We start from the raw sequence: 21,631 nt of genomic DNA, 5'->3' as shown, positions 1-21,631 counted from the left end.
GTATTAGGGCCGGTACCGAAAGGTGCCGGCCCTAAACGTTTTTGGAGCGGCGTGCCGACCTGGCCGTTATAGGGTAGGCGTATGAGTTTGCGAAATTCTGGGCCGGTTACGCTCACTATCGATTGCGGTGGGGGTGGGATCAAGGCTACTGCTCTGGACAGCCGGGGAACGGCTTTAGCTACGCCTGTGCGCACCCCAACCCCTTATCCCTTGCCGCCGGAGTTGATGACCAAGACGGTGGCTGATCTGGCGGCGGCATTGCCTAAGGCGGACCGGATCACCATGGGTATGCCCGGGATGATCCGGCACGGGGTAGTGGTGGCCACCCCGCATTACGTCTGCAAATCCGGACCGCGCACGCGCGTACTACCCGAGCTGGTGGAGCAGTGGCACTTCTTCGATATGGCACGGGCACTGCGCGATGCGTTAGATATGCCCGCTCTGGTACTAAACGATGCGGAAGTGGCCGGCTATGGGGCTATCACCGGCAAGGGACACGAAGTCATTTTGACGCTGGGCACTGGCCTGGGCAGCGCCATATTTGATGGCGGAACACTTGCGCCCCACATAGAATTCTCGCAACTGCCGGTCAAATGGGGCCTTACTTATGATGATTACCTTGGCGAGCACGAGCGGCTACGCCTGGGGGAGGTGCATTGGTCCAGACGGGTACGCAGGGCGGTAGAATCGCTGCGGGCCGCGATTATGTGGGACCGGCTGTATATAGGCGGCGGCAACGGTGCTCACATTACCGACAGGCAGAGGGGGCTAATTGGCTCCGAAGTGGTCATTGTTCCGAACGATGCCGGGGTCTTCGGTGGAGTACGCGCGTGGGAGTTCCAAGATGAGTAGACGACTGCGCTTGGATATTGCCTATGACGGAAGCGATTATTCCGGATGGGCTAAGCAGCCTGGGCTTCGCACGGTACAGGGCGAGGTCGAAGACGTGCTTGCGATGATCTTTCGCATCCCGTGCCAGCTGACCGTGGCAGGCCGAACAGATAAGGGCGTGCACGCGTTAGGGCAGGTGGCTCATGTAGATGTCCCCGCCGAGGCTTTTGAGAGGCTGGGTCGAACCGGAATAGAGCGCCTGGCTAACCGGATGAATAAGATTCTGACTTCTAAGTCACCGGATGGAAAACCAGCACAGACGGTTATTAAGGGGGTCAGTGCGGTTAGCGATGACTTTGACGCGCGTTTTTCGGCCACTTATCGCCGCTACATTTACCGGATTGCCCCTACGGTGTCATCTTGGATCCCAACTAGGACGGATCTGTGGCGGCTTGGGGCAGCGTTGGATCTTGCGGCTATGGGCCAGGCAGCTGCTGGGCTACTGGGCGAACATGATTTTCTGTCTTTTTGTAAGCCGCGTGAAGGGGCTACAACCATCCGGACGCTTCGAAATATCTACATCAGCCAGGTGGGTCGGATCGTAGAGATTGAGCTAGTTGCTGATGCCTTCTGTCACTCGATGGTGCGGTCTATCGTGGGGGCTCTGGTGGCTGTTGGCACTGGCAAGCACGGACCAGATTGGCCCGCAGCGCGACTGGCTGAAAAATGTCGGGGTTCTGAACCGCAACTCGCCCCCGCCGCGGGCCTTACTTTGGAAGAAGTAGGGTACCCGGACGAGGGCGAATGGGCAGTTCAGAGCCTAAGGACTAGGCGGGTGCGATCGCTAGACTAGCGACCTTCGTGGCGCTTTTTGCGTTGCTTCAGATACCCCGACAGGCCTAGCTGGGCAAGGGAGTCCAACACTAGTGCTGTACCAATCCCAGCTCCGGCTTTTAGCCAACCGGATTTGCGACCTTTTGAACGGAAGGCAGTAACTAGTAGTGCGGTACCTGCCGTTGCCTCTATCCCGGCCCATGCTCTAACAATCCAGGGCTTGTCTAGGGCTGCAGTGTGGTAGGCGCTCCACAGTTTAGAACCGGATTCCTCGGGCTTATCTAGCATGATGTCTACTGAGCTCCCTAGGGCGGAGCCCCAGGAAGAGGCTTCGAAGACGGCCACGTCGGGAAGGTCGGCAACCTGGACGTCCCCATCTAGGTAGTCGCCCAAAAAGTCTGGCAGGCCTAGCGCAGCGACCATCTTCTTGAATCCCTCGGTCCCTGAGGTGGCCAGCGCCCGATCCACGTCGTCACGATCTGCTAGCGGGTTTATCTCTGCTAGGCGGGCGGCCATCTGGTCTTCTCCGAAGTGTGCCCGGACAGCGGCTAGGAGACCGGCGGGGGCCTGGTCGTTCCAGCTGCCTACAACAAGGGTGGTATTCATTTGCCACGAATGGAGGAGCAGGGATTCTGACGGAATGTGGTCCCGCTGCTCTGTAGGGGCCTCTACTCCTGCTAGCCGGTGGTCGTCGTTGGAAGCATACAGCGCGATGGCGGGTAGCTCGGAGACCATTACGCCCGAGACCACGTCCTCTTCTGTACCCGCGTAAATAACGGCGCGCATACCTTCACCAAGCTCGACGCTGCCCACGTCGAGGCCCTCGGCGGCGGCAATGAAGGGTACCGAGGCGGCGGGCATCTTCGTTATTTCGACTACCCGTACTTCACCTTGCTTGGATTTTTCTGGATCCGGGAAAGAGGTGCCTTCGGGAACCTTGTCGGCGCTGGTGTTTCCGATCCACACCTCGGCGTGGAATTGCTCTGCCAGCTTTTCCGTGACCTCGGCTAGGTCCATTCCCGCCTGCAGCGAGGTCTGCTGCTCGCCCACGACGGCGACCTTTTCATTTTCATCAATGAGGACGGTAAGGCCTAGCAGGTGCGCCGTGTTGGGGTACCAGTCTAGTTCGGCAACAACACCCATATCGGCTAGCGATTTGGCAACGTTTTGCGGATTTAGTGAAGCGGCAACCAGTGCGCCCTCTTCGGGAATCCAATTAACAGTCATGGCACTCCTTATGGTTTTGCATACAGTTTAGCGGTTTTCCATCAGCGCGGGGGTTAGCGGATTCACAGGTGGGGTGGAACAATAGTTTTTATGGCAGAAAGTATCGAGATCACCGCGGCGGCGGTAGACCCCGCCCTTCTTGATTTGCCATGGGAGATTCCCCTGGCAGAATGGCCCTCTGAAATTCTGGCGGCGTTGCCCAGAGGCATTTCCAGACACGTGGTCCGATTCGTCAATCTGTCCGGGCGCATTATCGCCGTAAAAGAAATAAACAAGGACATTGCCTATCGCGAATATGGGCTGTTGCGGGATCTGCACCGGATGGGGCAGCCCGCGGTGGCTCCGACAGCAGTGGTAACGGGTCGTGAAACCATGCGCGGCAAGCCGCTCACCTCGGCGCTAGTCACTGAGCATCTGCAGTACTCGTTGCCTTACCGCGCCCTGTTTAGCCAGACCGTCCGCCCTGACACCACCTGGAGACTGATCGATTCGTTGGCGGTGCTGCTGGTTCGCCTGCATCTGGCAGGTTTCTACTGGGGGGACGTGTCACTTTCCAACACGCTGTTTAGACGCGACGCAGGTGCCTTTGCGGCCTACCTAGTGGACGCCGAGACAGGTGCCTTGCATGGATCTTTGACGGCCGGGCAACGATCCTATGACCTAGATCTGGCGCGCACTAACATCATCGGCGAGTTCATGGATTTACAGGCCGGCGCGTATTTCGATGAATCCTTGGATGTGGTGCAGATCGGTGAACGGCTGGTAGACCGATACGAATCGCTGTGGACGGAGCTAACTGCCGAGGAATCTTTCGACCGGGAGGAACGCTGGCGCGTGGAAGGGCGCATTTCGCGTTTGAATGACCTTGGCTTTGACGTTGGGGAACTGTCCATGACTCGAAGCGTGGACGGGCAGAAGCTGACGATCCAACCAAAGGTGGTGGACGCAGGCCACTATCACCGCCAAGTTATGCGTCTTACCGGGATGGACGTAGGGGAGCGGCAAGGTCAACGGATCTTGAACGACATGAAGACGTTCCGGGCGATGAATGACATGGAGGATCAGCCTCCAGAACTGGTAGCCCACGTATGGATAGACAAGGTGTTCAACCCTGTCATCAACGCTATCCCGCCCGAATACAGGTCGAAGCTGGAACCGGCGGAAATATTCCACGAGGTGCTGGAGCACCGGTGGTTCATGTCCGAACGCGTAGGCCATGACGTTCCCATGGACGAGGTCGTGGATTCCTACATTTCCGAGGTGCTAGCTAATCGCCCGGACGAAAAGGCGGTCATGGGCTTTGTGGTAGATGGCAGCGAAACTCTAGATGAACCGGATGCGGACAGACGCGACGTGACAGACATCCACGCCCTCGCTAGTGACGAGGACGATTACGAAGAGGAGTTCGTGCCCACCTACCGCCTATTTGGGCCGCCCCCAGAAGAGGAAGAGGAATGATGCGAAAGTTCGCAATGCGGGGAAGGAGCGCTCTGGCTCCCGAGAATACGATTGCAGCCTTTGATGCAGCGGTAACTAGAGGGGAAGGATTCAGCTTTGATCTGCGCATGCTTGCAGACGGCACCCTGGTTGCCATGGCTGATAACACCTTCGACCGCACTACCAATATTTCCGGACCACTCAGTAGCGGATCCTACGCAGACGTGCGCAGGGCGGACGCGGGGGCCTGGTTTGCGCCTACTTTCCGTTTCGAACGCATCCCCGAACTGGCCGACATTATCGCTTTTATGAACAGGTGCTCTGGGAACGGGCTTGCCTTGGTGCATCCCGATGGGGACAAGATTGTCCCTGCCATTGCCGCCGCAGTTGAAGAATTGAAGGCAGGTCGGCTTGTACTGTCGAGCTATTCGCCCTCGCTAATTGCCGAAATTGATCGGGCGCATCTTTCCATTCCGCTCGCTCTTTGGGCCGGTCCTGATTGGAAAGAGGGCGTGGCCGAGTGCGGGGGAGTGCTACAGAGTGGAGGCGCCCTATCTGCCGTGATCTTGCCCGCGGAGGTGCTACGGGAAGAAGACGCCCATGAAATCGAGGCAATGGGATTAGAGCTGTACCTGGTCGGGGATGACACACAAAAAGCGGAAAAACTTGGCGCAAAGGGAATAGTAAGCGAGTAGAAAAAGCATCTACTAAATAGGATAAGGCAGAGTTTTTAAATATCGTTTAGGAACTAAAATCCGCGCATCTGCCACTTAACTTAGGCTTGCATTAGTGAGGAAAACCTATTCAGCCTACAAAATAAAAGCCCAGGTCAGAGGCGTAAAAATGGCGATGGATTGCTCCGAAAAGCATTCGCTTGTGCAGAAAAAATAATTGTCGCATTTGTGGGCATACTGAAGGCGTCAAGAACTTCTGAAAGGAAATTGAAATGTCCGCTCCTACAATTGCTTCCTGCGCCGCCACTGACTGCTCCTTTAACCGCGGTGGTTGCGCTGCCCCTATGGTCACCATGGGAACCAAGGCCTGCGTTACTTTCATCGACCTGGACAAGAAGGGTGGGCTTCCCACCATGAGCTCCACAGTCGGTGCATGTAAGCGCGCCGACTGTGTGCATAACCAGGATCTTGTTTGTGACGCCTCTGGCGTAAAGGTTTCTTCTGATGAAACTTGTCTAACCTTCGAGGCTCGCTAAAACCTCCCTCGAATTTCCGCCCTCCCTGGCCGGCTGGCTGGGGAGGGCGTTTTTGTGTCCTGACTAGCCATGTTAGCCTCTGGGCAGGATTTGTTGCCGCATAAAAAATGCGGATTTAGCGGCGGCAGAGCTGTGAGCAGCGCGAGTGAATCCTTCAGGGTTGGCTAAAGGGTGGCAAATACGTTAGGGTTGCCTTGCCTAATTGATCTGAGGAAGGATTGAGATGCGTAAAATCGCAACCGCGGTAGTTGCCTTTGCAGCTGCAGCCGCAATGATGACGGGCTGCTCCAGCAATAACTCCGCAGAAGAGGCAAAGGACGCCTCGCCTAGTACGCACAGTGCTTTCCCCACCACGGTGAAGCATTCTTCGGGAGAAACAAAGATCGAGAAGCAGCCTGAGCGCATTATCGCCCTCGACATGGCTGCCCTGGACACTGTTGACGCTTTGGGAGCGGGGGACAAGGTAGTAGGTACCGTAACCAAGTCTGTGCCTAGCTGGTTGAAGGATAAGTACAAGGATGTTGCCTCGGTAGGTTCATTGAAGGAACCAGATGTGGAGGCTATTGCCAAGCTCAAGCCGGATCTGCTGTTGATCGGTGCGCGTACTGCTTCCATGTACGGCGACTTGTCGAAGAACTTCACCACGGTGAACGCGGATGTGGACTGGGAAAAGCCGAACTACTCGAAGCAGGTTGAGGACCAGGTCCGCCAGATCGGGCAGGCCGTTGGCAAGACAGATCAGGCCGAAAAACTGGTTCAGCAGATCCAGAAGAAGGTAGATGACTACAAGGACACTGCAAAAGATAAGGGTACCGCGCTCGTCCTGATGGCTAACGAGGGCGAATTGTCCGTGCACGGGCCACAGTCACGCTGGGCCCCGATCTACGACGTGTTTGGTTTCAAGGAAGCCACTACTGACTACAAGCCCGACGAAGGGCACAAGTCCAAGAAGATTTCCTTCGAGGCCGTAAAGCAACTCGATCCCGATTACATCTTTGTTGTCGACCGTGCGAAGGCCATCGGTAAAACCGAAGGATCGACGCCTGCCGAACAGTTGATGGACAACGAACTAATCAACTCGACCAAGGCCGCAAAGAACAAGCACATTGTCTACTTGACGCCAGAACGCTGGTACATCGTCATGTACGGTGCCACTAACTACCCGGCGGAACTGGACGAGATTGCAGACGTGATCAAATAGTGGCTGTATTGCAAGATAGAAACCCCACCGAGCCGCATTACGCATTGTGGCTCGGTGGAGCCGTCTTAGCTGTACTAATACTGACGGGCGTTTCGGTAATTACCGGTGCTGCGGACATGTCCATAGCAGACGTGCTTACTGGGCAGGCCGACGTTGACGAACTGATGGTCCTTACCGTCTCGCGTCTGCCGCGCACCCTCGCACTGCTGCTTGCTGGCTCGGCAATGTCTGTTGCCGGCCTGGTGATGCAACTGATGGTGCAAAACCGATACGTTGAACCGGCAACCACAGGGGTTACTGAATCAGCCGGCCTGGGCATCCTTGTTGCCGTACTGTTCTTCCCCGGACTGCCACTTTGGGCCAGAATGCTGGTAGCCGTTGGGTTCGCTCTACTTGGCACCGTACTACTCATGTGGCTCGTATCGTCATTGCGGTACCGCGACCCCATTGTGGTTCCTCTCTTGGGCATCGTCTTGTCGGGGATAATCGGAGCGGCTTCCACCTTCTTGGCATGGCAATTCGAAATGCAAGGAATGCTGAACCTGTGGTTGACCGGCGACTTCTCTGGAATTATCAAGGGTCGATACGAGCTCTTATGGCTAGTGCTTGCCATGTGCGCCCTCGCCTATATCTTTGCCGATACCTTTACGGTGGTGGGACTTGGAAAGTACTTTTCGAAATCCCTAGGCGTGAACCACCGCCTAATAACCGCCCTCGGACTAGCGATCGTAGCAACCGTTGCAGGCGTGTGTACCGTAGTTTCTGGCACGCTGCCGTTCCTGGGCCTGATAGTGCCCAACCTGACCTCACTAATACTTGGTGACTACATGCGCCGCTGTCTGCCCCTGGTTGCACTTGGGGGAGCCTTCTTCGTGCTAATTTCCGACATCATCGGCCGCACCCTCATTGCCCCAGCAGAGATCCCCGTCGGCGTAGTCATGGGTGTAATAGGGGCCGCGATCTTCATCGCCTTCCTTCTGAAAACGGTGAAACGGTGAATAAACGCTACGAGAAAACAAAAAAGCGCATCGCGATCTCCTGCGTCGGCGCGGTAGCTGCCTGCATCTTTTTCGCCCTCTACGGGGCCATTGGCTTCTGGAGCATTATCGGGCCGCTCCGCCTAGTGCGCCTTGGAGCGCTTCTGACGGTTGCGGTAGCGCTGGCAACCTCTACTGTTGTATTCCAGGCGATCACCCAAAATCGCATTCTTTCGCCAGGTGTAATGGGCTTTGATTCAATGTACGCACTGACGCTAACTGCGGGGACCCTTGCGCTCGGGGCAGCGACACTAAACCGGATCCCCGCACCTGCTTTATTTGTCGGGAACGCCTTCATCATGATGGTGGCAGCAACAGCCATGTTCATGGCACTGATATCGAAACAATCACGGTCACTACACCTACTAGTTCTTGTGGGCATCGTGATGGGCACCCTGTTCCGCTCCCTGTCAGCCATGATCGGATTCATCATGGACCCGAACGAACTGCTCTCGGTGCAGGTTCGCACCACCGCGTCGTTTGCGTTGGTAAACCAAGAATCCTTGGCGCTGGCGGCCCCCATTACCGCCCTCACATGCATATACATCTGGCGCAAGAGCCCCACCTGGGATGTGCTTGCCTTGGGCCGCGACATTGCCGTGGAACTAGGCGTGCCCTACCAGGCAGAAATGCGGAAGGCGCTCGCGGCCTCCGCTCTGCTGGTTGCCTGTGCTACCGCCTTAGTTGGGCCGCTGATGTTCTTTGGACTGCTGGTCGTAAATATCGCCGTGTTCCTGGTGCGCTCGGACAAGATCAAGCACCTGATTATTGCCTCCTCCGCCCTCGGAATCGTGATTCTGGTGGGTGGGCAGGCACTCCTTGAACACGTGCTCAATTACGGTACAGTGCTGCCGGTGCTCATCGAGCTGGTTGGCGGCCTAGTCCTGCTAACTCTTATATATAAGGAGAGCCAATGATCGAAATCGATTCGCTCACCCTCTCGTACGGGGCCAAACCGGTAGTGGAAGACCTAACACTTACGCTTGCCGAGGGCGGCATCACGGCCCTCATAGGCCCAAACGGAGCAGGAAAATCCACTCTGCTAGCGGCCGTTGGACGCCTGCACCCCATAGAGAAGGGGACCGTCGCCATTGATGGGCGAGAGCTGGGGCAGTGGCCCACCGGGCAGCTGGCCAAAGTGCTCGCCATATTGCGGCAAGAAAACCATCTTGCAGTGCGCTTGACCGTGGAAGAGCTGGTCATGCTGGGGCGGCATCCGCACAACGGCGGCAGGCCCCGGCCAGAGGACCACGATAAGGTGGCGCAGGCTCTGCAAACAGTGCAAATGACCGATTTGGCGAATAGGTTCCTCGACGAACTATCTGGCGGCCAACGCCAGCGATCCTTCGTAGCCATGGCCCTAGCCCAAGAAACCAAATATCTACTTCTAGATGAGCCCCTATCGGCGCTAGATATGCACTACAGCCGGGAAATGATGCGACACCTGCAACGTGTGTGCAAGGCTCGCGACCTGGCCGTTGTTGTCGTAATTCACGACATAAACACGGCCGCTACCTACGCGGACCAAATGGTCGCCCTCAAAGAGGGAAAAGTATGCGCACAGGGGACCCCAACGCAGGTCATGACCGCCTCAACCCTAGAAGACATCTACGACGTGCAGGTAGAAGTGACAACCATGTCGGGAAGACCCGTGGCAATGCCCATACCATAAGAATTCCTTATTGCATGCTCCTTTCGCTAATATGGCTGGGTAGAAAAAGCAGTAGAAGGAATGGCGATGGCTGAGAGAACCCAACTGGAACGCCGTCTCACCAGCCCGCAAGTGGCAATGATTGGCCTCTCGGGTGCACTTGGTACCGGCTTATTCCTGGGATCAGGATCCACTATTGCGCTCGCGGGCCCCGCCACTGTTATCAGCTATGTGATCGCTGGAGCATTGGCGTTAGAGATCGTGTGGGCGCTGGCCGAGATGGTATCTGTCCACCCGGTCCCCGGCGGGCATGGAGCGGTAGCTGGTGCCTATCTGGGGCGTATGGGTGGGTATATCGCGCGGTGGAACTTCGCCATCCAGTCCTTCATTGCGGTGGGGGCCGAGGTCGTAGCCACCGCAACGTATCTGCAGCACTGGTTTCCGGGGCTAAACCTAGGGGTAGCTACCGTGTGCTGTTCGGCCTTTGTGGTCGGGTTGAACTTGGCCACCGTGCGATTGTATGGGGCTAGCGAATACTGGTTCTCGATGATCAAAGTGGTGGCAATCAGCGTATTTATCCTGCTTGGGCTTTCGCTAATCCTATTTGGGTGGCCCTCGCACAATCCGCCCACCGGCCTGTCCCACCTAACCCAGCACGGTGGTTTTGCGCCCGCAGGCATTAGTGGCATTCTTCTTGCGGCCTCCACTGCCGTCTTTAGTTTCGGGGGAATCGAAAACGTATCTACCTCGGCGGCAGAGTCGGAACATCCGGAAAAGGACATTCCTAGAGCAGCTGGGACAATGATATGGCGGTTACTGCTGTTCTACGTGCTGGCCGTAGGAGTCGTTGTGGCGCTGCAACCGTGGACGGCCACGGCAGCCAGCGACGGCACAGTGGAATCCTCCCCGTTCGTACATGCTCTGGATAATGCTGGCGTGGCCGCTGCCGGACACATCATGAACGGCGTTCTGATCGTGGCGGCGCTGTCCGCTGCAAACGGGTGCCTGTATGCGTCCTCGCGCATGTTCCACTCGTTGGCCTTGGATGGGATGGCCCCCGCCTTCGCAAAGAAGACTTCGCCCTCTGGATCGCCGCGCGGAGCCGTATTGCTGGCTTCCACCGGCATGGTGCTTGCCTCCTTGCTGGCCATTTTCGCCTCTGCTGAGGCCTTCAACTACCTTATGGGATGCGCAATCCTAGCAATCTTGGTCACCTGGGTGATTATCCTGGCAACCCACCTCAAGTTCCGCAAGAAGAGGGCGGGGAAGCCGTCCGGTCCGGCGCGGCTGTGGGGCGCGCCGTACACGAATTGGATTGGCATCGCCACCTGCGTAGCGATCTTCATTGCCTTGCACTGGCAGATGCCGGTGGTGTGGATTGCCGGTATTCCGTATCTGGCCCTGCTGTGCGGGTCCTACTTTGTGCTGCGATCTTTCCGCTATATTCCCAAGCCTGCCAAATTGCCGGAGGGACACTAGCGAAGAAGGCGAAGGCTAGCCTGCGCAAATAGGTCGTCCAGGGCCTGTGGCTGTCCATGGCCCATGCCTTCTACAAGCTGCAGATTCGCGGTGGGAATAAGGTGGTGCAGACGTTTCCCCTCTGCCGGGGAAACCACCACGTCGGCAGTGCCGTGAATGATTTCGGTGGGCACCCCAATCTTGGAAAGATCCTGCGCCCAGGGTGCCTGGACTGCCATGGCTTGGCGTTGGCGTTCCATCCCTTGCCAGCTAACGCCGCGCCGCCAGTTTTCCCTTGTGAGGGCGTCGAGCTCGCCCTCGTCCCACGGATAGGCGCTGCCCGCGATTGCCCGCAGGTTCGGTTTGTACCAGGCGCGGTAAGTGGCTTCGTCGGAAAAAGGGGCCGGAAGTGGGGCGCCCAAAGGGCGGGGTGAACTGAAAGTGTAGAACAGCCCCAGGCCGCTAACATCGGCGGGGTAGTGCAGGGCCAGCAGTTGGGAGATGGCTCCCCCCATAGAACGGCCGGTAACTACCGCGGGCGAACCGAAATAGTTGATGAGGGCGTGCACGTCGCGCACCATATCCATCAGCGGGTAGTTTTTGCTCATCCGAGTAGACCGGCCCACGTCGCGGTTGTCGAATCGCACGACGTGGGTACCCGCCTTCGCGAGCCTTGCGCAGTAGCTGGCTGGGGTAGAGATGAGCTGGGCTCCATGGCCCTCAATATTTACTATGAGCGGATCCCCGGGAGTTCCGAAGCTATCCACGCATAGGGTGACCTCACCCAGCGGCAGCAACTGCTCCATTTAGTCACCTAGGCAGGTGCCGACGTGCCTTGCGGCACTAACCCACGGGTGATCCTTTGGAACTGTCTTCAGATTTCCGGCCACGTCCTTCAGCGGCACCGCCTTGGCAGACTGACCCTTCGCGGCAACGGTAATGCCGTACTTGCCCTCAGCCACAAAGTCAGCGCCAGCGCCACCCAGAAGTGTGCCCAGCAGCCGATCCTCTGCATTTGGCGTACCGCCGCGCTGTACGTAGCCGAGGACGGTGACTCGAGCTTCCAAGCCGGTAGCTGCCTCCAGCTGCTCGGCGAGCTTCAGCGCATTGCCGCGGTGGGCCGCCTCCAACATCGAGCGGTGCTTCTTGGCAGCCGCCTTAGCATCCGCATTGGAGGCGCCGTCGATCAGTGCTTGCGCTGCAGCGTAGTCCGCCGCATCGGAAATTTCGCGGGCGCCCTCGGCAATGGCTACTACCGAGAACGGGTGTCCGCCCTTTGCGCGCTTCGAGATGGAAGCTGCCACGGAGTCAATGGAGTAGGGAATCTCGGGCAACAAAATAATATCGGCTCCGCCCGCAATACCCGATCCGAGTGCAAGCCAGCCTGCCTTGTGACCCATAATCTCGACAACAATGATGCGGTGGTGGCTGTGCGCGGTGGAGTGCAGTCGGTCGATGGCGTCAGTGGCAATGCCCAGCGCGGTAGAAAAACCAAACGACGTGTCTGTGTGAGCGATGTCGTTATCAATAGTCTTGGGCAGGTGAATTACGTTTAGACCCGCCTTCGACAGGCGGTTGGCGTTCTTCGCTGTGCCGCCGCCGCCAATCATGACCACACCATCGAGTCCGTTCGCCTCGCAGTTTTTCAAAATGGTGGGAATCATGTCCTCTTTGCCGTTGCCCACGTCCATCTTGTGCGGCTTGTCCCTAGAGGTGCCGAGGATTGTGCCTCCGACAGTCAAAATTCCAGAAAGTGTTGCCGAATCGATTGGAACCGTCTGATTCAGCGCCATGCCGCGAATGCCTTCGCGAAAGCCCACCAGTTCCATGTTGTGGTGCCCGATGGCTGCTTTGCCAAAACCGCGGATTGCCGCGTTTAGTCCCGGCGAGTCCCCACCGGCAGTAAGAATTCCGATGCGCTTTTTCTTGGACATGCTCTTCCCCTTCGATGGACCAGGTTAACCCTACCGTACGGAAAAGATTGGTGGTGGGCGCAAAAGTGGCCCGAGAAAGCAAAGTTGCGTCCTTCTCAGGCAGGAAAAAACGGTCTTGTTCTGCCCAAATGGTACTCAAGATTCGCTCCTGACTGAAGGTAAGGTTTAGAGTGCAAGAGTGATGACTAATACTGTTCCCGCATGGATGCTCATCCCCTTCGTGGCGATGCTGCTATCCATCGCTATATTGCCCCTTATCCCAGCTACAGCAAAACTCTGGGAAGACTGGCGGTTCCAGCTAGCCATCGCCCTAGTACTAGGTGTTCCAGTTGCGATCTACATGGCCATCCACTTTGGCATGGTGGCGGTCGCCGACACTGCTTTCGAGTACTTCCAATTTATTGCGCTGCTGTTCGCCCTCTTCGTGGTGTCCGGCAGTATCTTCTTGGAGGGCGATATTCGTGCTACGCCAAAGAACAACTCCATCTTCTTAGCTGTTGGCGGCGTGATCGCTTCCTTCATTGGCACTACCGGTGCAGCAATGCTGCTGATTCGGCCGTTGCTGAACGTGAACTCGGAGCGCAAGCACAAAGCACAAACCGTAATTTTTACAATTCTGATCGTTGCGAACAACGGTGGGTTACTGACCCCACTCGGTGATCCGCCACTATTCTTGGGATTCCTGCGTGGGGTGCCCTTTACTTGGACCTTCCACCTGATTCCCGAATGGTTCTGCATCAACGCACTGCTGCTGATCACCTACTTTGCGCTAGACACCCGGGCTTACGCTAAAGAATCCCCCGAAGACCTGCGGATGGACGATACGAACATCACGCCTATTAGGCTTCGTGGTGCCATCAACTTCATTTTCTTTGCCATGATCATTGTGGCCGTTGCGGTTGTGCCTTCCATGAATCTGGAAGCTATCCAGGACGGAAGCGCCGCCTGGCACGAATATCTGCCGCTCCGAGAAATCGTCTTCTTGATAGCGGTTATTGGTTCGTTTGTATTCGGCACTAAAGAGATCCGGTACAAGCTCAACGAATTCACATGGGCCCCGATTGTCGAGGTCGCAGTCCTGTTCATTGGCATCTTCCTAACCATGATGCCGGCACTAAAGTACCTGGCACAGATTGCACCTAAGCTACCGTTGAACGAGATCACCTTCTACGTATTTACCGGCGGGCTGTCCTCGTTCCTAGACAATGCTCCTACCTACCTAACCTTCTTCGAGATGGCATCCCAGCTCGATGGAGGAGCCAAGGTAGCGGGCGTACCAGAGGCTTACTTGGTTGCTATTTCACTAGGCGCCGTAACTTGTGGGGCTATGACCTACATTGGCAACGGGCCGAACTTTATGGTCAAGTCCGTGGCTGAAGAGCAGGGCGTGAAGATGCCTTCCTTCGGCGGCTACATCGGTTGGTCACTGCGCTACCTGGCACCGGTCCTGGCAGCAATGGTGCTCGTGTCCATTGCCGAGGGAGTCGTAACTACAATCATCGGCTTGCTATTAGTTATAGCCGTGCTAGGAGAAGCCACGTGGATTATTGCCCACTCGCGCAAGAGTGAAAATCACCAGTTGCTGCGTGAAGGCAAATTGTAAACAGAAAATAATAGTTGTGGGATCTGCCCTCCGGCAGATCCCACAACTATTTAAAGGTGCGCAGTTAGCTGTCCTTGCGTCGCCGCAAAGCGAAGCCGGCGCCTATCGACACCAATGCGCCCGTCACCAGGGCGGCGGGGGCCACGCCTGTACGAGCTAGAACTCCCGGTTGGCTCACCAGGGCATGCCGTGCTGGAGTAGCAGAAGCGGAGGAAACAGCTTTTGTCTTGGCAGTTGCCTTTACCGTGGCACGCTTCCCGCTCTTGTCAATGGCCTTGCTCTTACTCGGGGTAGTGACGATGTTGCCACCGGTCTTGCCCGGGTTGGTGCCGGCTTTGTATCCAGCGGAGTGACGGGGCCTCTCAGACTTCTTCGTATTGCCTTCAGGTGCCTTGGGGAAGTTCTTCCCGTTTTCTTCGTCCTGCGGAGCTGAGGGCGCGGGTGCAGGCGTGGGCGTGGTTGAGGAAGCCAGTTGAAACCGTAGTTTCAGATACTGCAGGTGGGCCTGGGCTCTTTCAATCTTTGCCGGCAGCTCTTCTTTGATGGAGGCCAGTGAGGCTACCTTCTCTTGGATCACTGTAAGCGCCTCTTCAGCTGCTTTCAGCTTGGCCTGAGCTGCCTGTGGGGTGTTGGCTGCCAGGCCCGTCAGCTTCTGTTTGGCGGAGACTACTGCCAGGAGAGTCTTTTCCAGCTTGGTTTGGGCTTCCTTTAGCTTCTGGGTGTTTTGCGCCAGATCTACTGCCGCCTTGTTTGCTTCTCCGATTGCTGCTTCGGCGACCGAACTGGCCTGGGCCAACGCTGCCTCAGCTCGCCCCTTGGCTTCGCTGGCTCGCGCAAAAGCTTCTTGCGCGCGGGCAAGTTCTGCCTGGGCCTGCTCGTAGTCTTTCAGTGCTTGGAGGCTTTCAGCTAGCTTTGCTTTGGCATCCTGGAGCTCTTGTTGGGCGCTATCGACCCCTTGGGAGGCAAATGCTGCAGCTTGGTCCTTCTGCGCCTTGCCGGCTTTAGCTGTTTCGAGCTTTTCCTGCGCGGCAGTTGCTGCAGTAGCTGCTCCAGTCTGGGTTGCGCGTGTGTCGGCTAGATCTGCTTCCTTCTTTTGCAGGTCAATGGCTGCCTCTTTGGCTCGCACATCCGCTTCAGTTGCCGCATGAGTCAGGGCCTCGACCTCCTTGGCCTTTGCGGCGAACGCATCCTGACTGGTCTTTAGTGCCTCTGCAGCCTTTAGAGCTTCCTGATGTGCGGACTCGTAGAGCGATTCAGCTTCTGTGGGGGTGTTCGCCCTGTCTGCCTCGGCCTGGGCCTGCTCGACCTCTGCGGCGGCATCGTTGAAGTCCTTGCAGTCCTTCTTATACTTCTGGTCTGCCTGTTCCGCGCTTTGTACAGCTTTAGTGTGGGCGGCAGAAGCAGCACTATCGGCAGCCTGCAGCCTGGCCAAAGACTCGGTCGCCTTCCCATAGGCAGGCTGAAGGGCAGCAAGGCGTGCTGCTAGAGCATCTGCCGCCTTCGCAGCTTCGATTTGGGTAGCGGCAGCGGCTTCGACCTCGCGGTGTTTAGCATCGGCTGCGGCTGCTGCCTCATTGAACTTGCGCTGTGCGTCAGCTAGCGCTTCTTTGTCGGTCGGGTTAGTCGCGTCCAAGCGTGCCTTTGCGTCGGCCTGTTTGGCGTTTAGCTCATTCGCTTCGTCTTCGAGTGCGCTAACGTGAGAGAGTTGCGTTGCCGCATTCTGCTTCGCCTGCTCGTGCTGGGACTTTAGCGAGTCGTGACTGGCAATAGTATCCTGTATTTCTGCCAGAGCCTGCGCCGCGGACTCCTTTTGCGCGCTAGTAGATGTAAGCTCTTTGCGGGCTTCTTCGAGGCGGCTGCGGGAGGCCATTTCAGCCTGGCGTGCTGCTTCTAGGTTCTGCTGCTTTTCCTTCAAATTTGCGGTAGCTAGCTCCACCGCCTTCTCGCGGGCTTTGCGAGCTGCGTCGGCCCCAGCGCTTGCCGCCTCTTCCTTCTGCTTGGCTTCCTTGGCTGTCTTCTCTAGCTGCGCAGTCTTACCTTCTTCTGTCTGCGCTTCAGCCTTGCCCTGCGCTAGAGCTGCCTCTTTTTCAGCCTTATCGGCCTTGGCTGCCTTATCCTCGGCGGCGGCTGCCGTCTTGCGGGCTTCGGCACGGGCTAGTTCTTCGTTCTGCTTTTCCAACTCGGCTTTCGTCGTGGAAACGGCCGCTTCTGCATCTTTGAGGGCGGTTGCCGCCTTGTCTGCCTCAGCTTTGGCACGATCATTTGCCTTGGTAGCTTCAGCGAGGGCATTGTCCTTCTTGGCTACTTCGCTGCTGGCCGCTGCCTTGTCGCCTTCGAACTTTGCCAAGTCCTTGTCCGCGAGCTTCCCTTCTGCCTGCTTTAGCGAGTCGGAAGCCTGCGACTGCGCGCGGTCGGCTTCGTCTCGGTCGTTCACAGCTTTGGCAACGTTAGTGGCCGCCGCAGCTACCTTCTTCTGGCTATCGGCTGCCGCATCCTTATAGGCCTTGGCTGCCTGTTTGAGGGCCTCTACTTGCAAGTTGGCCTGGTGAGCCTCTTGCATTGCCTGCTGTAGGGCTGCCTGCGCCTGCTGCAGGTCCTTTTCGGTGGCAGCGGGCTTATCTAGTTCTTGCTTTGCGAGGGCGACCGCCTGGTTGCGCTGTTCGAGTTCTTTCTGTGCATCCTTTAGCTGGGCTTCGTTGTCTTCCTGAGCTTTGCGCAAGGAGGCCAGGTTTGCTTCGGCCTTTTCAACTTGTTCGCGCAGTTCTGTTGCGGTGTTTGCGTCCTCGGATGCAGTATCTGCCTTTGGTGGGGCCGGCTGCGGTGAGGGATCCGCCAGGGCAGTGGGGCTAAGGAGCGATAAAGATGCTCCCACTGCCAGGGCGGGCACCACGAGTTTCGAGGGGTTCATTATGAGCCTTCCGGTTAAAACCTGCTATTACAAGATAAAAAGATTACAAGGATCGCGTTTGACAGGTAACCCCTTTTAGCTGCAAATACAGTTTTCATGGAAAAGTCATAGGAAACTGACCTGCAACTGACGAAAAGCCGTTAAAACAGCTGTGACCAGCAATAATAGAAGAAAAGAAAAATACGCGCAAAATTCACATAAGAATGATGCGCGTATTTTCTATATTTGGCCACTATTTTTCATGCATTGCCAAATGTTGTCTAGGGGTTATATTCCCAGCGGTATTGCTATTAGGAGTACGCATAGCAAACCGACCACTGACAAGATGGTCTCCATAAGCGACCAGGTCTTGAAGGTTTCACCCACGGTCATCCCGAAGTATTCCTTTACCAACCAGAAGCCCGCATCGTTTACGTGCGAGAGGAAGACCGAGCCTGCACCGATAGCCAACACTAGGAGGGCGGTGCCGGCGGGGGAGAGGTGGGCGGCCATCGGGGCCATGATTCCGCTGGCGGTAATGGTGGCAACCGTTGCCGACCCGGTAGCGAGTCGGACTGCAACCGCCACGATCCACCCGGCGACCAGCACGGGCATGCCGATGTTTTGGATCCACTGGGCAATCACTTCGGCGATGCCGGATTCAACCAGGGTCTCCTTGAAACCGCCGCCTGCACCCACGATCAATAGGATCGATGCGATGGGGGCCAGGGACGAGCCGACGATGGAATTGACCTGACCAGCGCTGCGCCCGGTAGCTCTGCCCAGCACGAGCATTGCATATAGAACGGTCACTAGCAGGGCAACCACGGGTTCGCCCAAGAATTCGAACACTTTGTAGAAAATAGAGCCATCGGCGTTGGGCATTACCATTTCCACTACGGTCCTTGCCAGCATCAACACGACTGGCAGTAGCACGACTGAGAGGGCGACCCCGAAGGAGGGACGGTCGTGCTCAGTTTCCGTTTTCTGCCCGTCGCCTAAGAGCGCGCCAGCCTGCCGGGGTACCCAGCGAACCATGAGCCGGGCGGCTAGCGGACCCGAGATGATGACGGTAGGAACTGCCACTAGCAGTCCCAAGCCCAGTGTCAGGCCGATGTTTGCTTTGAAAGCGTCGATCGCAATTAGCGGCCCGGGGTGTGGGGGAACCAGGCCGTGCAGGGCGGATAGGCCTGCCAGTGCGGGGATGCCTACGGCGATCACAGGCATCCTCGCCCTGCGCGCCACCAGCATGACTACCGGGATCAGCAGTACGATACCGACCTCGAAGAAGAGAGGGATACCGATCACGAATGCCACAAAAGCCATCGCCCACGGCAAGGCATTAGTGGACGTGCGGTCCAATACCGTGTCGACGATCTGGTCAGCGCCGCCGGAATCTATCAGTAGCTTCCCAATAATTGCGCCGAACGCAATCAGTACGCCCACCCCGCCCACAGTAGAGCCAAGCCCCTTAGTGAAGGCAGTAAACGTATCAGTGAGCGGAATCGCTGCGATCAGCGCAAGAACAACGCTTCCGAGCGTCAGTGCCAGGAAGGGGTGCATCTTCCGCCAAACAATCAACACTACGATCGTGGCGATACCCGCCAATGCCGCGATGATCAGCTGGGGAACATTGCTAGTATGTGCAACCGTGTCGCCAGCGGCAAAGAGTAACGTATTCATTTGTAAAACTTTCTAATTCAGCTAGATTAAGCCGCGCTCGCTTAGCCCGTCTTCAACGGCCTGCAAGGTTTCTTCTTTTGTACCGAGGGCGGACACGGTAAAGCCATCTTCGCCCTCTTCAAGGTCTTCAAGCGTGTCGAACTGGGAGCCGAGCATGCCCGGCCTCATGAAGTGGTCCCGCTTTGCCATGCGTTCTTCGATGACCTCCGCCGGGGCCTGCATGTGCACAAAGCAGACCCTTCCGGGGCCATTGCGGAGCAGATCGCGGTAGGAGCGCTTCAACGCGGAGCAAGTAACGATGGTGGAAGAATTCTGCTCAGAATTCTTGTCCATCCAGGCGCGCAGCTTACGCAACCACGGCCACCTATCCTCGTCAGTGAGTGGATGACCAGAGCTCATCTTCTCGATATTTGCGGCTGGGTGAAAATCGTCGGCCTCAGCCTCGGGCCACCCCAGTTTTGCCGCAAGGCCTTCGGCGGCAGTTGTTTTCCCAGAGCCTGCTACGCCCATAAAAACTAGATGGATAGGATCCATGTATTCCTCCTCGAATAGTTAGCCCTGCAGCACAATTTACTATCTTCTGCCCAAAAGATTAAAAAAGCGTGGCTTCTACCGCGGTATCAATCCGGGCAATAACGCTCTCTGCCGCAGCCGCCATCACCTCTGGCTGCAGCAAAAGCGAAATGCTTAAAAACCCGGCCGTGGGCATGTCAAAGAAATACCCCGGTTGGGCACTAATAGCCGCGTCCCTAATCAAAGAAGTGACTAGTTCGTCCTCGTCAATCCACGCTGGGAAACGCAACAGCGCACTCCAGCCTCCCTCCGGCTCATAAAGATCCATAACCCCAGTACGCGAAGCCGCAACACAACTGCGCAACCGCTGCAAATTCTTGCGAAGACGATCCCGCACCGTCTCAATCTGGGAGCCGATAGCATCCAACAAACTAGGCAGCTGAGCCGTAATCAGGTCACTCATAGGCAGATAGGCGTCGGCTATCTGATCCAACTTCTCCTGCGCCTGCCGAACCAGCTCATCCGGGCCAGATACCTCCAGCCAAGCAACCTTCGCATGGGGTGCCGCAAGATTCTTCGACAACCCGTCGAGGGCGAAAGTGAGCACGCGCTCTTCGCCGGCCAAACGCTCGCGGAAAACATTCGAGAGGGCGTAGTCAAAAAAGACCTCGTCGGCAATTAGCGGCACGGAGAAGTCGTGGCACAGTTGGACCATGCCCGCCCGTTCGTCGGGGCGAAGATAGGAGCCAGTAGGGTTATTCGGATTGATCACTACCAGTGCGCTTGGGGTGCTGGTCTGGAGGTGTTGGCGCAGTTGCCCCACGTCAGTCAGCCAGGCGCCGTCCCAAGACAAAAAGTAGTTGTCCACTTCGACCGCTTCTAACATAGCCAATTGGTCGACCATGGGGTAGCCGGGGCGAGGCGTCAGCACGTAGTCGCCCGGATCGCAGAAGAGCTTGAGCAGCCACGCGTAGCCCTGGGAGGTGGAACTGAGCAGGTAGAGGCGATCGGGATCGACCTCGCGACCGTCGCGTTTGGACAAAAAATCGGCAAGCTGTTGGCGCGCCTGCGCGCTTCCGCGCGGATCTGCTTGGTAGGTGGTTGGCAGAAGCGCGGGAGCTAGCCCGTGGCGGGTGGGGTTGGAGTCAGAGAGGTTAGTGACGGGTCCGGTTGCCGCTCGCAGTGCCAAGGTGATCAAATTCGGTTGCGATGCGCCTACCCGCGTGGAAAACTTCATGAGCCAATATTAGACGCGACTTAGATACAATCCTGAATCGCCTTGGCTAGGACATGCGCGTGAGAGGTCGCCACGTTCCGAGTTGCAACCAGCAGTGTAAGGGCGCCGCGGGAGGCTTTCTGCGCGAGCTCCGCAAGCTTTGGGTTGCCATCTAATTCGGCGTGGTAATTGGCGGCAAAGCCGGTGTCAGTGATGCGGCCCGAATGCCAATCCTTGCGCAGGGAGGACGTGGGCGTTACATCCTTAGCCCACTCATCCATTTTGAGAGCGTCTTTGCGTACCCCGCGCGGCCAAAGCCTATCTACTAAGACTCGGTATCCGTCCTCGGGGGAGGCGTCTTCGTAGACGCGTTTTATCCGAATACTCACCGATTTTCTTCCTAACTGGTTTGCTTGCCCTCGCCGCAATACCTCATATACAGCAGTGGGAATGGGCGGCCGTCCTCGTCTAATTCGCTACGCTTGTAAACGCGAAATCCGTGGTGGCAGTAGAATCTGCTCGCATCTGGGTTCTGCTCATTCACCGTCAACTCGGTGACGCCAAAGTCCGCCATTGCCAGTTTCAGTAGCCTCGTGCCTATTCCCTTGCCGCGCGCAGGAGCCGCAAGGAAAAGCATCTCCAGGCGGTTGCCCTGTACGCCCATGAAGCCGACTACTCTTCCGTCAAGGGAAGTAGCAAGCACTAAGTGTTCTAGAGCAGTAAACGCCTGCGGCAGAACAAGCCTGATTTGGGTGATGTCGGCCTCGGTAAGGAACAGGTGGCTAGCGCGAACAGAGGATTCCCACACCTCGGTTAGCTCGGCGATAAGTTCCTCGGTTCTTTCTGCCGCTGGCACTTGGACCACTGCTACTTCTTCCATGCCCTCAGCGTAGTGGGGCAGGTCCGGTG

20 protein-coding genes are annotated in these 21,631 nt (G+C 57.0%); 11 read left to right on the top strand and 9 right to left on the bottom strand.

Annotated features, from left to right (window positions below; translation table 11 throughout):
* Positions 1-81: 81 nt before the first annotated feature.
* Together QP400_RS01370 and truA are read left to right on the top strand one after the other, a co-directional pair.
* Positions 82-852: an ROK family protein gene (locus QP400_RS01370; RefSeq protein WP_004805753.1), complete on the top strand. Its 771-nt coding sequence runs from the start codon at positions 82-84 to the stop codon at positions 850-852.
* Complete coding sequence (gene truA, locus QP400_RS01365; protein ID WP_285462443.1) at positions 845-1,684, top strand: tRNA pseudouridine(38-40) synthase TruA; 840 nt, start codon at positions 845-847, stop codon at positions 1,682-1,684. Before QP400_RS01370 ends, truA begins: the two co-directional genes overlap by 8 nt.
* Here the strand turns inward: truA and QP400_RS01360 are convergent.
* Positions 1,681-2,892, bottom strand: a complete 1,212-nt coding sequence (locus tag QP400_RS01360; RefSeq protein ID WP_004805758.1) for a hypothetical protein — start codon at positions 2,890-2,892, stop codon at positions 1,681-1,683. The genes truA and QP400_RS01360 overlap by 4 nt on opposite strands.
* A 90-nt stretch (positions 2,893-2,982) precedes the next feature.
* Between QP400_RS01360 and QP400_RS01355 the strand changes: the two genes are divergently transcribed.
* The 8 genes from QP400_RS01355 (at position 2,983) to QP400_RS01320 (ending at position 10,907) form a co-directional block, all read left to right on the top strand.
* Entirely contained in the window at positions 2,983-4,350 is a 1,368-nt protein-coding gene (locus QP400_RS01355) for a DUF4032 domain-containing protein (RefSeq protein WP_004805760.1), read from the top strand.
* Positions 4,347-5,024: a glycerophosphodiester phosphodiesterase family protein gene (locus QP400_RS01350; protein WP_004805762.1), complete on the top strand. Its 678-nt coding sequence runs from the start codon at positions 4,347-4,349 to the stop codon at positions 5,022-5,024. Before QP400_RS01355 ends, QP400_RS01350 begins: the two co-directional genes overlap by 4 nt.
* Before the next feature lie 251 nt (positions 5,025-5,275).
* On the top strand, positions 5,276-5,539 hold the full coding sequence (locus QP400_RS01345; protein WP_004805764.1) for a DUF1540 domain-containing protein: 264 nt from the start codon (positions 5,276-5,278) through the stop codon (positions 5,537-5,539).
* Between the two features lie 223 nt (positions 5,540-5,762).
* The gene (locus QP400_RS01340; protein ID WP_004805765.1) at positions 5,763-6,740 is read left to right on the top strand and encodes a siderophore ABC transporter substrate-binding protein; all 978 of its coding nucleotides are present in this window, start codon (positions 5,763-5,765) and stop codon (positions 6,738-6,740) included.
* A complete protein-coding gene (locus QP400_RS01335; protein ID WP_004805767.1) occupies positions 6,740-7,738 on the top strand; it encodes an ABC transporter permease in 999 nt (332 codons plus the stop codon). Before QP400_RS01340 ends, QP400_RS01335 begins: the two co-directional genes overlap by 1 nt.
* Positions 7,735-8,694: an iron chelate uptake ABC transporter family permease subunit gene (locus QP400_RS01330; protein ID WP_004805769.1), complete on the top strand. Its 960-nt coding sequence runs from the start codon at positions 7,735-7,737 to the stop codon at positions 8,692-8,694. Before QP400_RS01335 ends, QP400_RS01330 begins: the two co-directional genes overlap by 4 nt.
* On the top strand, positions 8,691-9,449 hold the full coding sequence (locus QP400_RS01325; RefSeq protein ID WP_004805771.1) for an iron ABC transporter ATP-binding protein: 759 nt from the start codon (positions 8,691-8,693) through the stop codon (positions 9,447-9,449). The genes QP400_RS01330 and QP400_RS01325 overlap by 4 nt, the downstream gene beginning before the upstream one ends.
* A gap of 66 nt (positions 9,450-9,515) precedes the next feature.
* Positions 9,516-10,907 carry an amino acid permease gene (locus QP400_RS01320; protein WP_004805773.1) on the top strand — a complete coding sequence of 464 codons (1,392 nt, stop codon included), beginning with the start codon at positions 9,516-9,518 and terminating at the stop codon, positions 10,905-10,907.
* On the opposite strand, the gene QP400_RS01315 is transcribed toward QP400_RS01320, so the two are convergent.
* Together QP400_RS01315 and QP400_RS01310 are read right to left on the bottom strand one after the other, a co-directional pair.
* On the bottom strand, positions 10,904-11,692 hold the full coding sequence (locus QP400_RS01315) for an alpha/beta fold hydrolase (protein ID WP_004805775.1): 789 nt from the start codon (positions 11,690-11,692) through the stop codon (positions 10,904-10,906). The two genes, QP400_RS01320 and QP400_RS01315, sit on opposite strands and share 4 nt — an antisense overlap.
* Complete coding sequence (locus tag QP400_RS01310) at positions 11,693-12,820, bottom strand: 6-phosphofructokinase (protein WP_004805776.1); 1,128 nt, start codon at positions 12,818-12,820, stop codon at positions 11,693-11,695.
* A gap of 181 nt (positions 12,821-13,001) precedes the next feature.
* On the opposite strand from QP400_RS01310, the gene QP400_RS01305 reads away from it, so the two are divergent.
* The gene (locus tag QP400_RS01305; RefSeq protein ID WP_004805778.1) at positions 13,002-14,423 is read left to right on the top strand and encodes a sodium:proton antiporter; all 1,422 of its coding nucleotides are present in this window, start codon (positions 13,002-13,004) and stop codon (positions 14,421-14,423) included.
* 64 nt (positions 14,424-14,487) lie between these two features.
* Here QP400_RS01305 and QP400_RS01300 read toward each other — a convergent pair whose 3' ends face one another.
* The 6 genes from QP400_RS01300 to QP400_RS01275 form a co-directional block, all read right to left on the bottom strand.
* The gene (locus QP400_RS01300) at positions 14,488-17,331 is read right to left on the bottom strand and encodes a hypothetical protein (protein WP_048707195.1); all 2,844 of its coding nucleotides are present in this window, start codon (positions 17,329-17,331) and stop codon (positions 14,488-14,490) included.
* 267 nt (positions 17,332-17,598) lie between these two features.
* Positions 17,599-18,993, bottom strand: a complete 1,395-nt coding sequence (locus tag QP400_RS01295) for a GntT/GntP/DsdX family permease (RefSeq protein WP_004805783.1) — start codon at positions 18,991-18,993, stop codon at positions 17,599-17,601.
* 21 nt (positions 18,994-19,014) lie between these two features.
* Positions 19,015-19,527 carry a gluconokinase gene (locus tag QP400_RS01290; protein ID WP_004805785.1) on the bottom strand — a complete coding sequence of 171 codons (513 nt, stop codon included), beginning with the start codon at positions 19,525-19,527 and terminating at the stop codon, positions 19,015-19,017.
* Positions 19,528-19,585: 58 nt separating this feature from the next.
* Positions 19,586-20,743, bottom strand: coding sequence for a pyridoxal phosphate-dependent aminotransferase (locus QP400_RS01285; RefSeq protein ID WP_004805787.1), 1,158 nt, complete (start codon positions 20,741-20,743; stop codon positions 19,586-19,588).
* A 20-nt stretch (positions 20,744-20,763) separates the two neighbouring features.
* Positions 20,764-21,111: a DUF488 domain-containing protein gene (locus QP400_RS01280; RefSeq protein WP_004805788.1), complete on the bottom strand. Its 348-nt coding sequence runs from the start codon at positions 21,109-21,111 to the stop codon at positions 20,764-20,766.
* Between the two features lie 11 nt (positions 21,112-21,122).
* Positions 21,123-21,602, bottom strand: coding sequence for a GNAT family N-acetyltransferase (locus tag QP400_RS01275; RefSeq protein WP_040314868.1), 480 nt, complete (start codon positions 21,600-21,602; stop codon positions 21,123-21,125).
* Positions 21,603-21,631: the final 29 nt, after the last annotated feature.

The sequence above is a fragment of the Winkia sp. UMB3158 genome, from assembly GCF_030217145.1.
Lineage (GTDB): Bacteria > Actinomycetota > Actinomycetes > Actinomycetales > Actinomycetaceae > Winkia > Winkia anitrata.
This window is presented reverse-complemented; position numbering and strand designations above follow the sequence as displayed.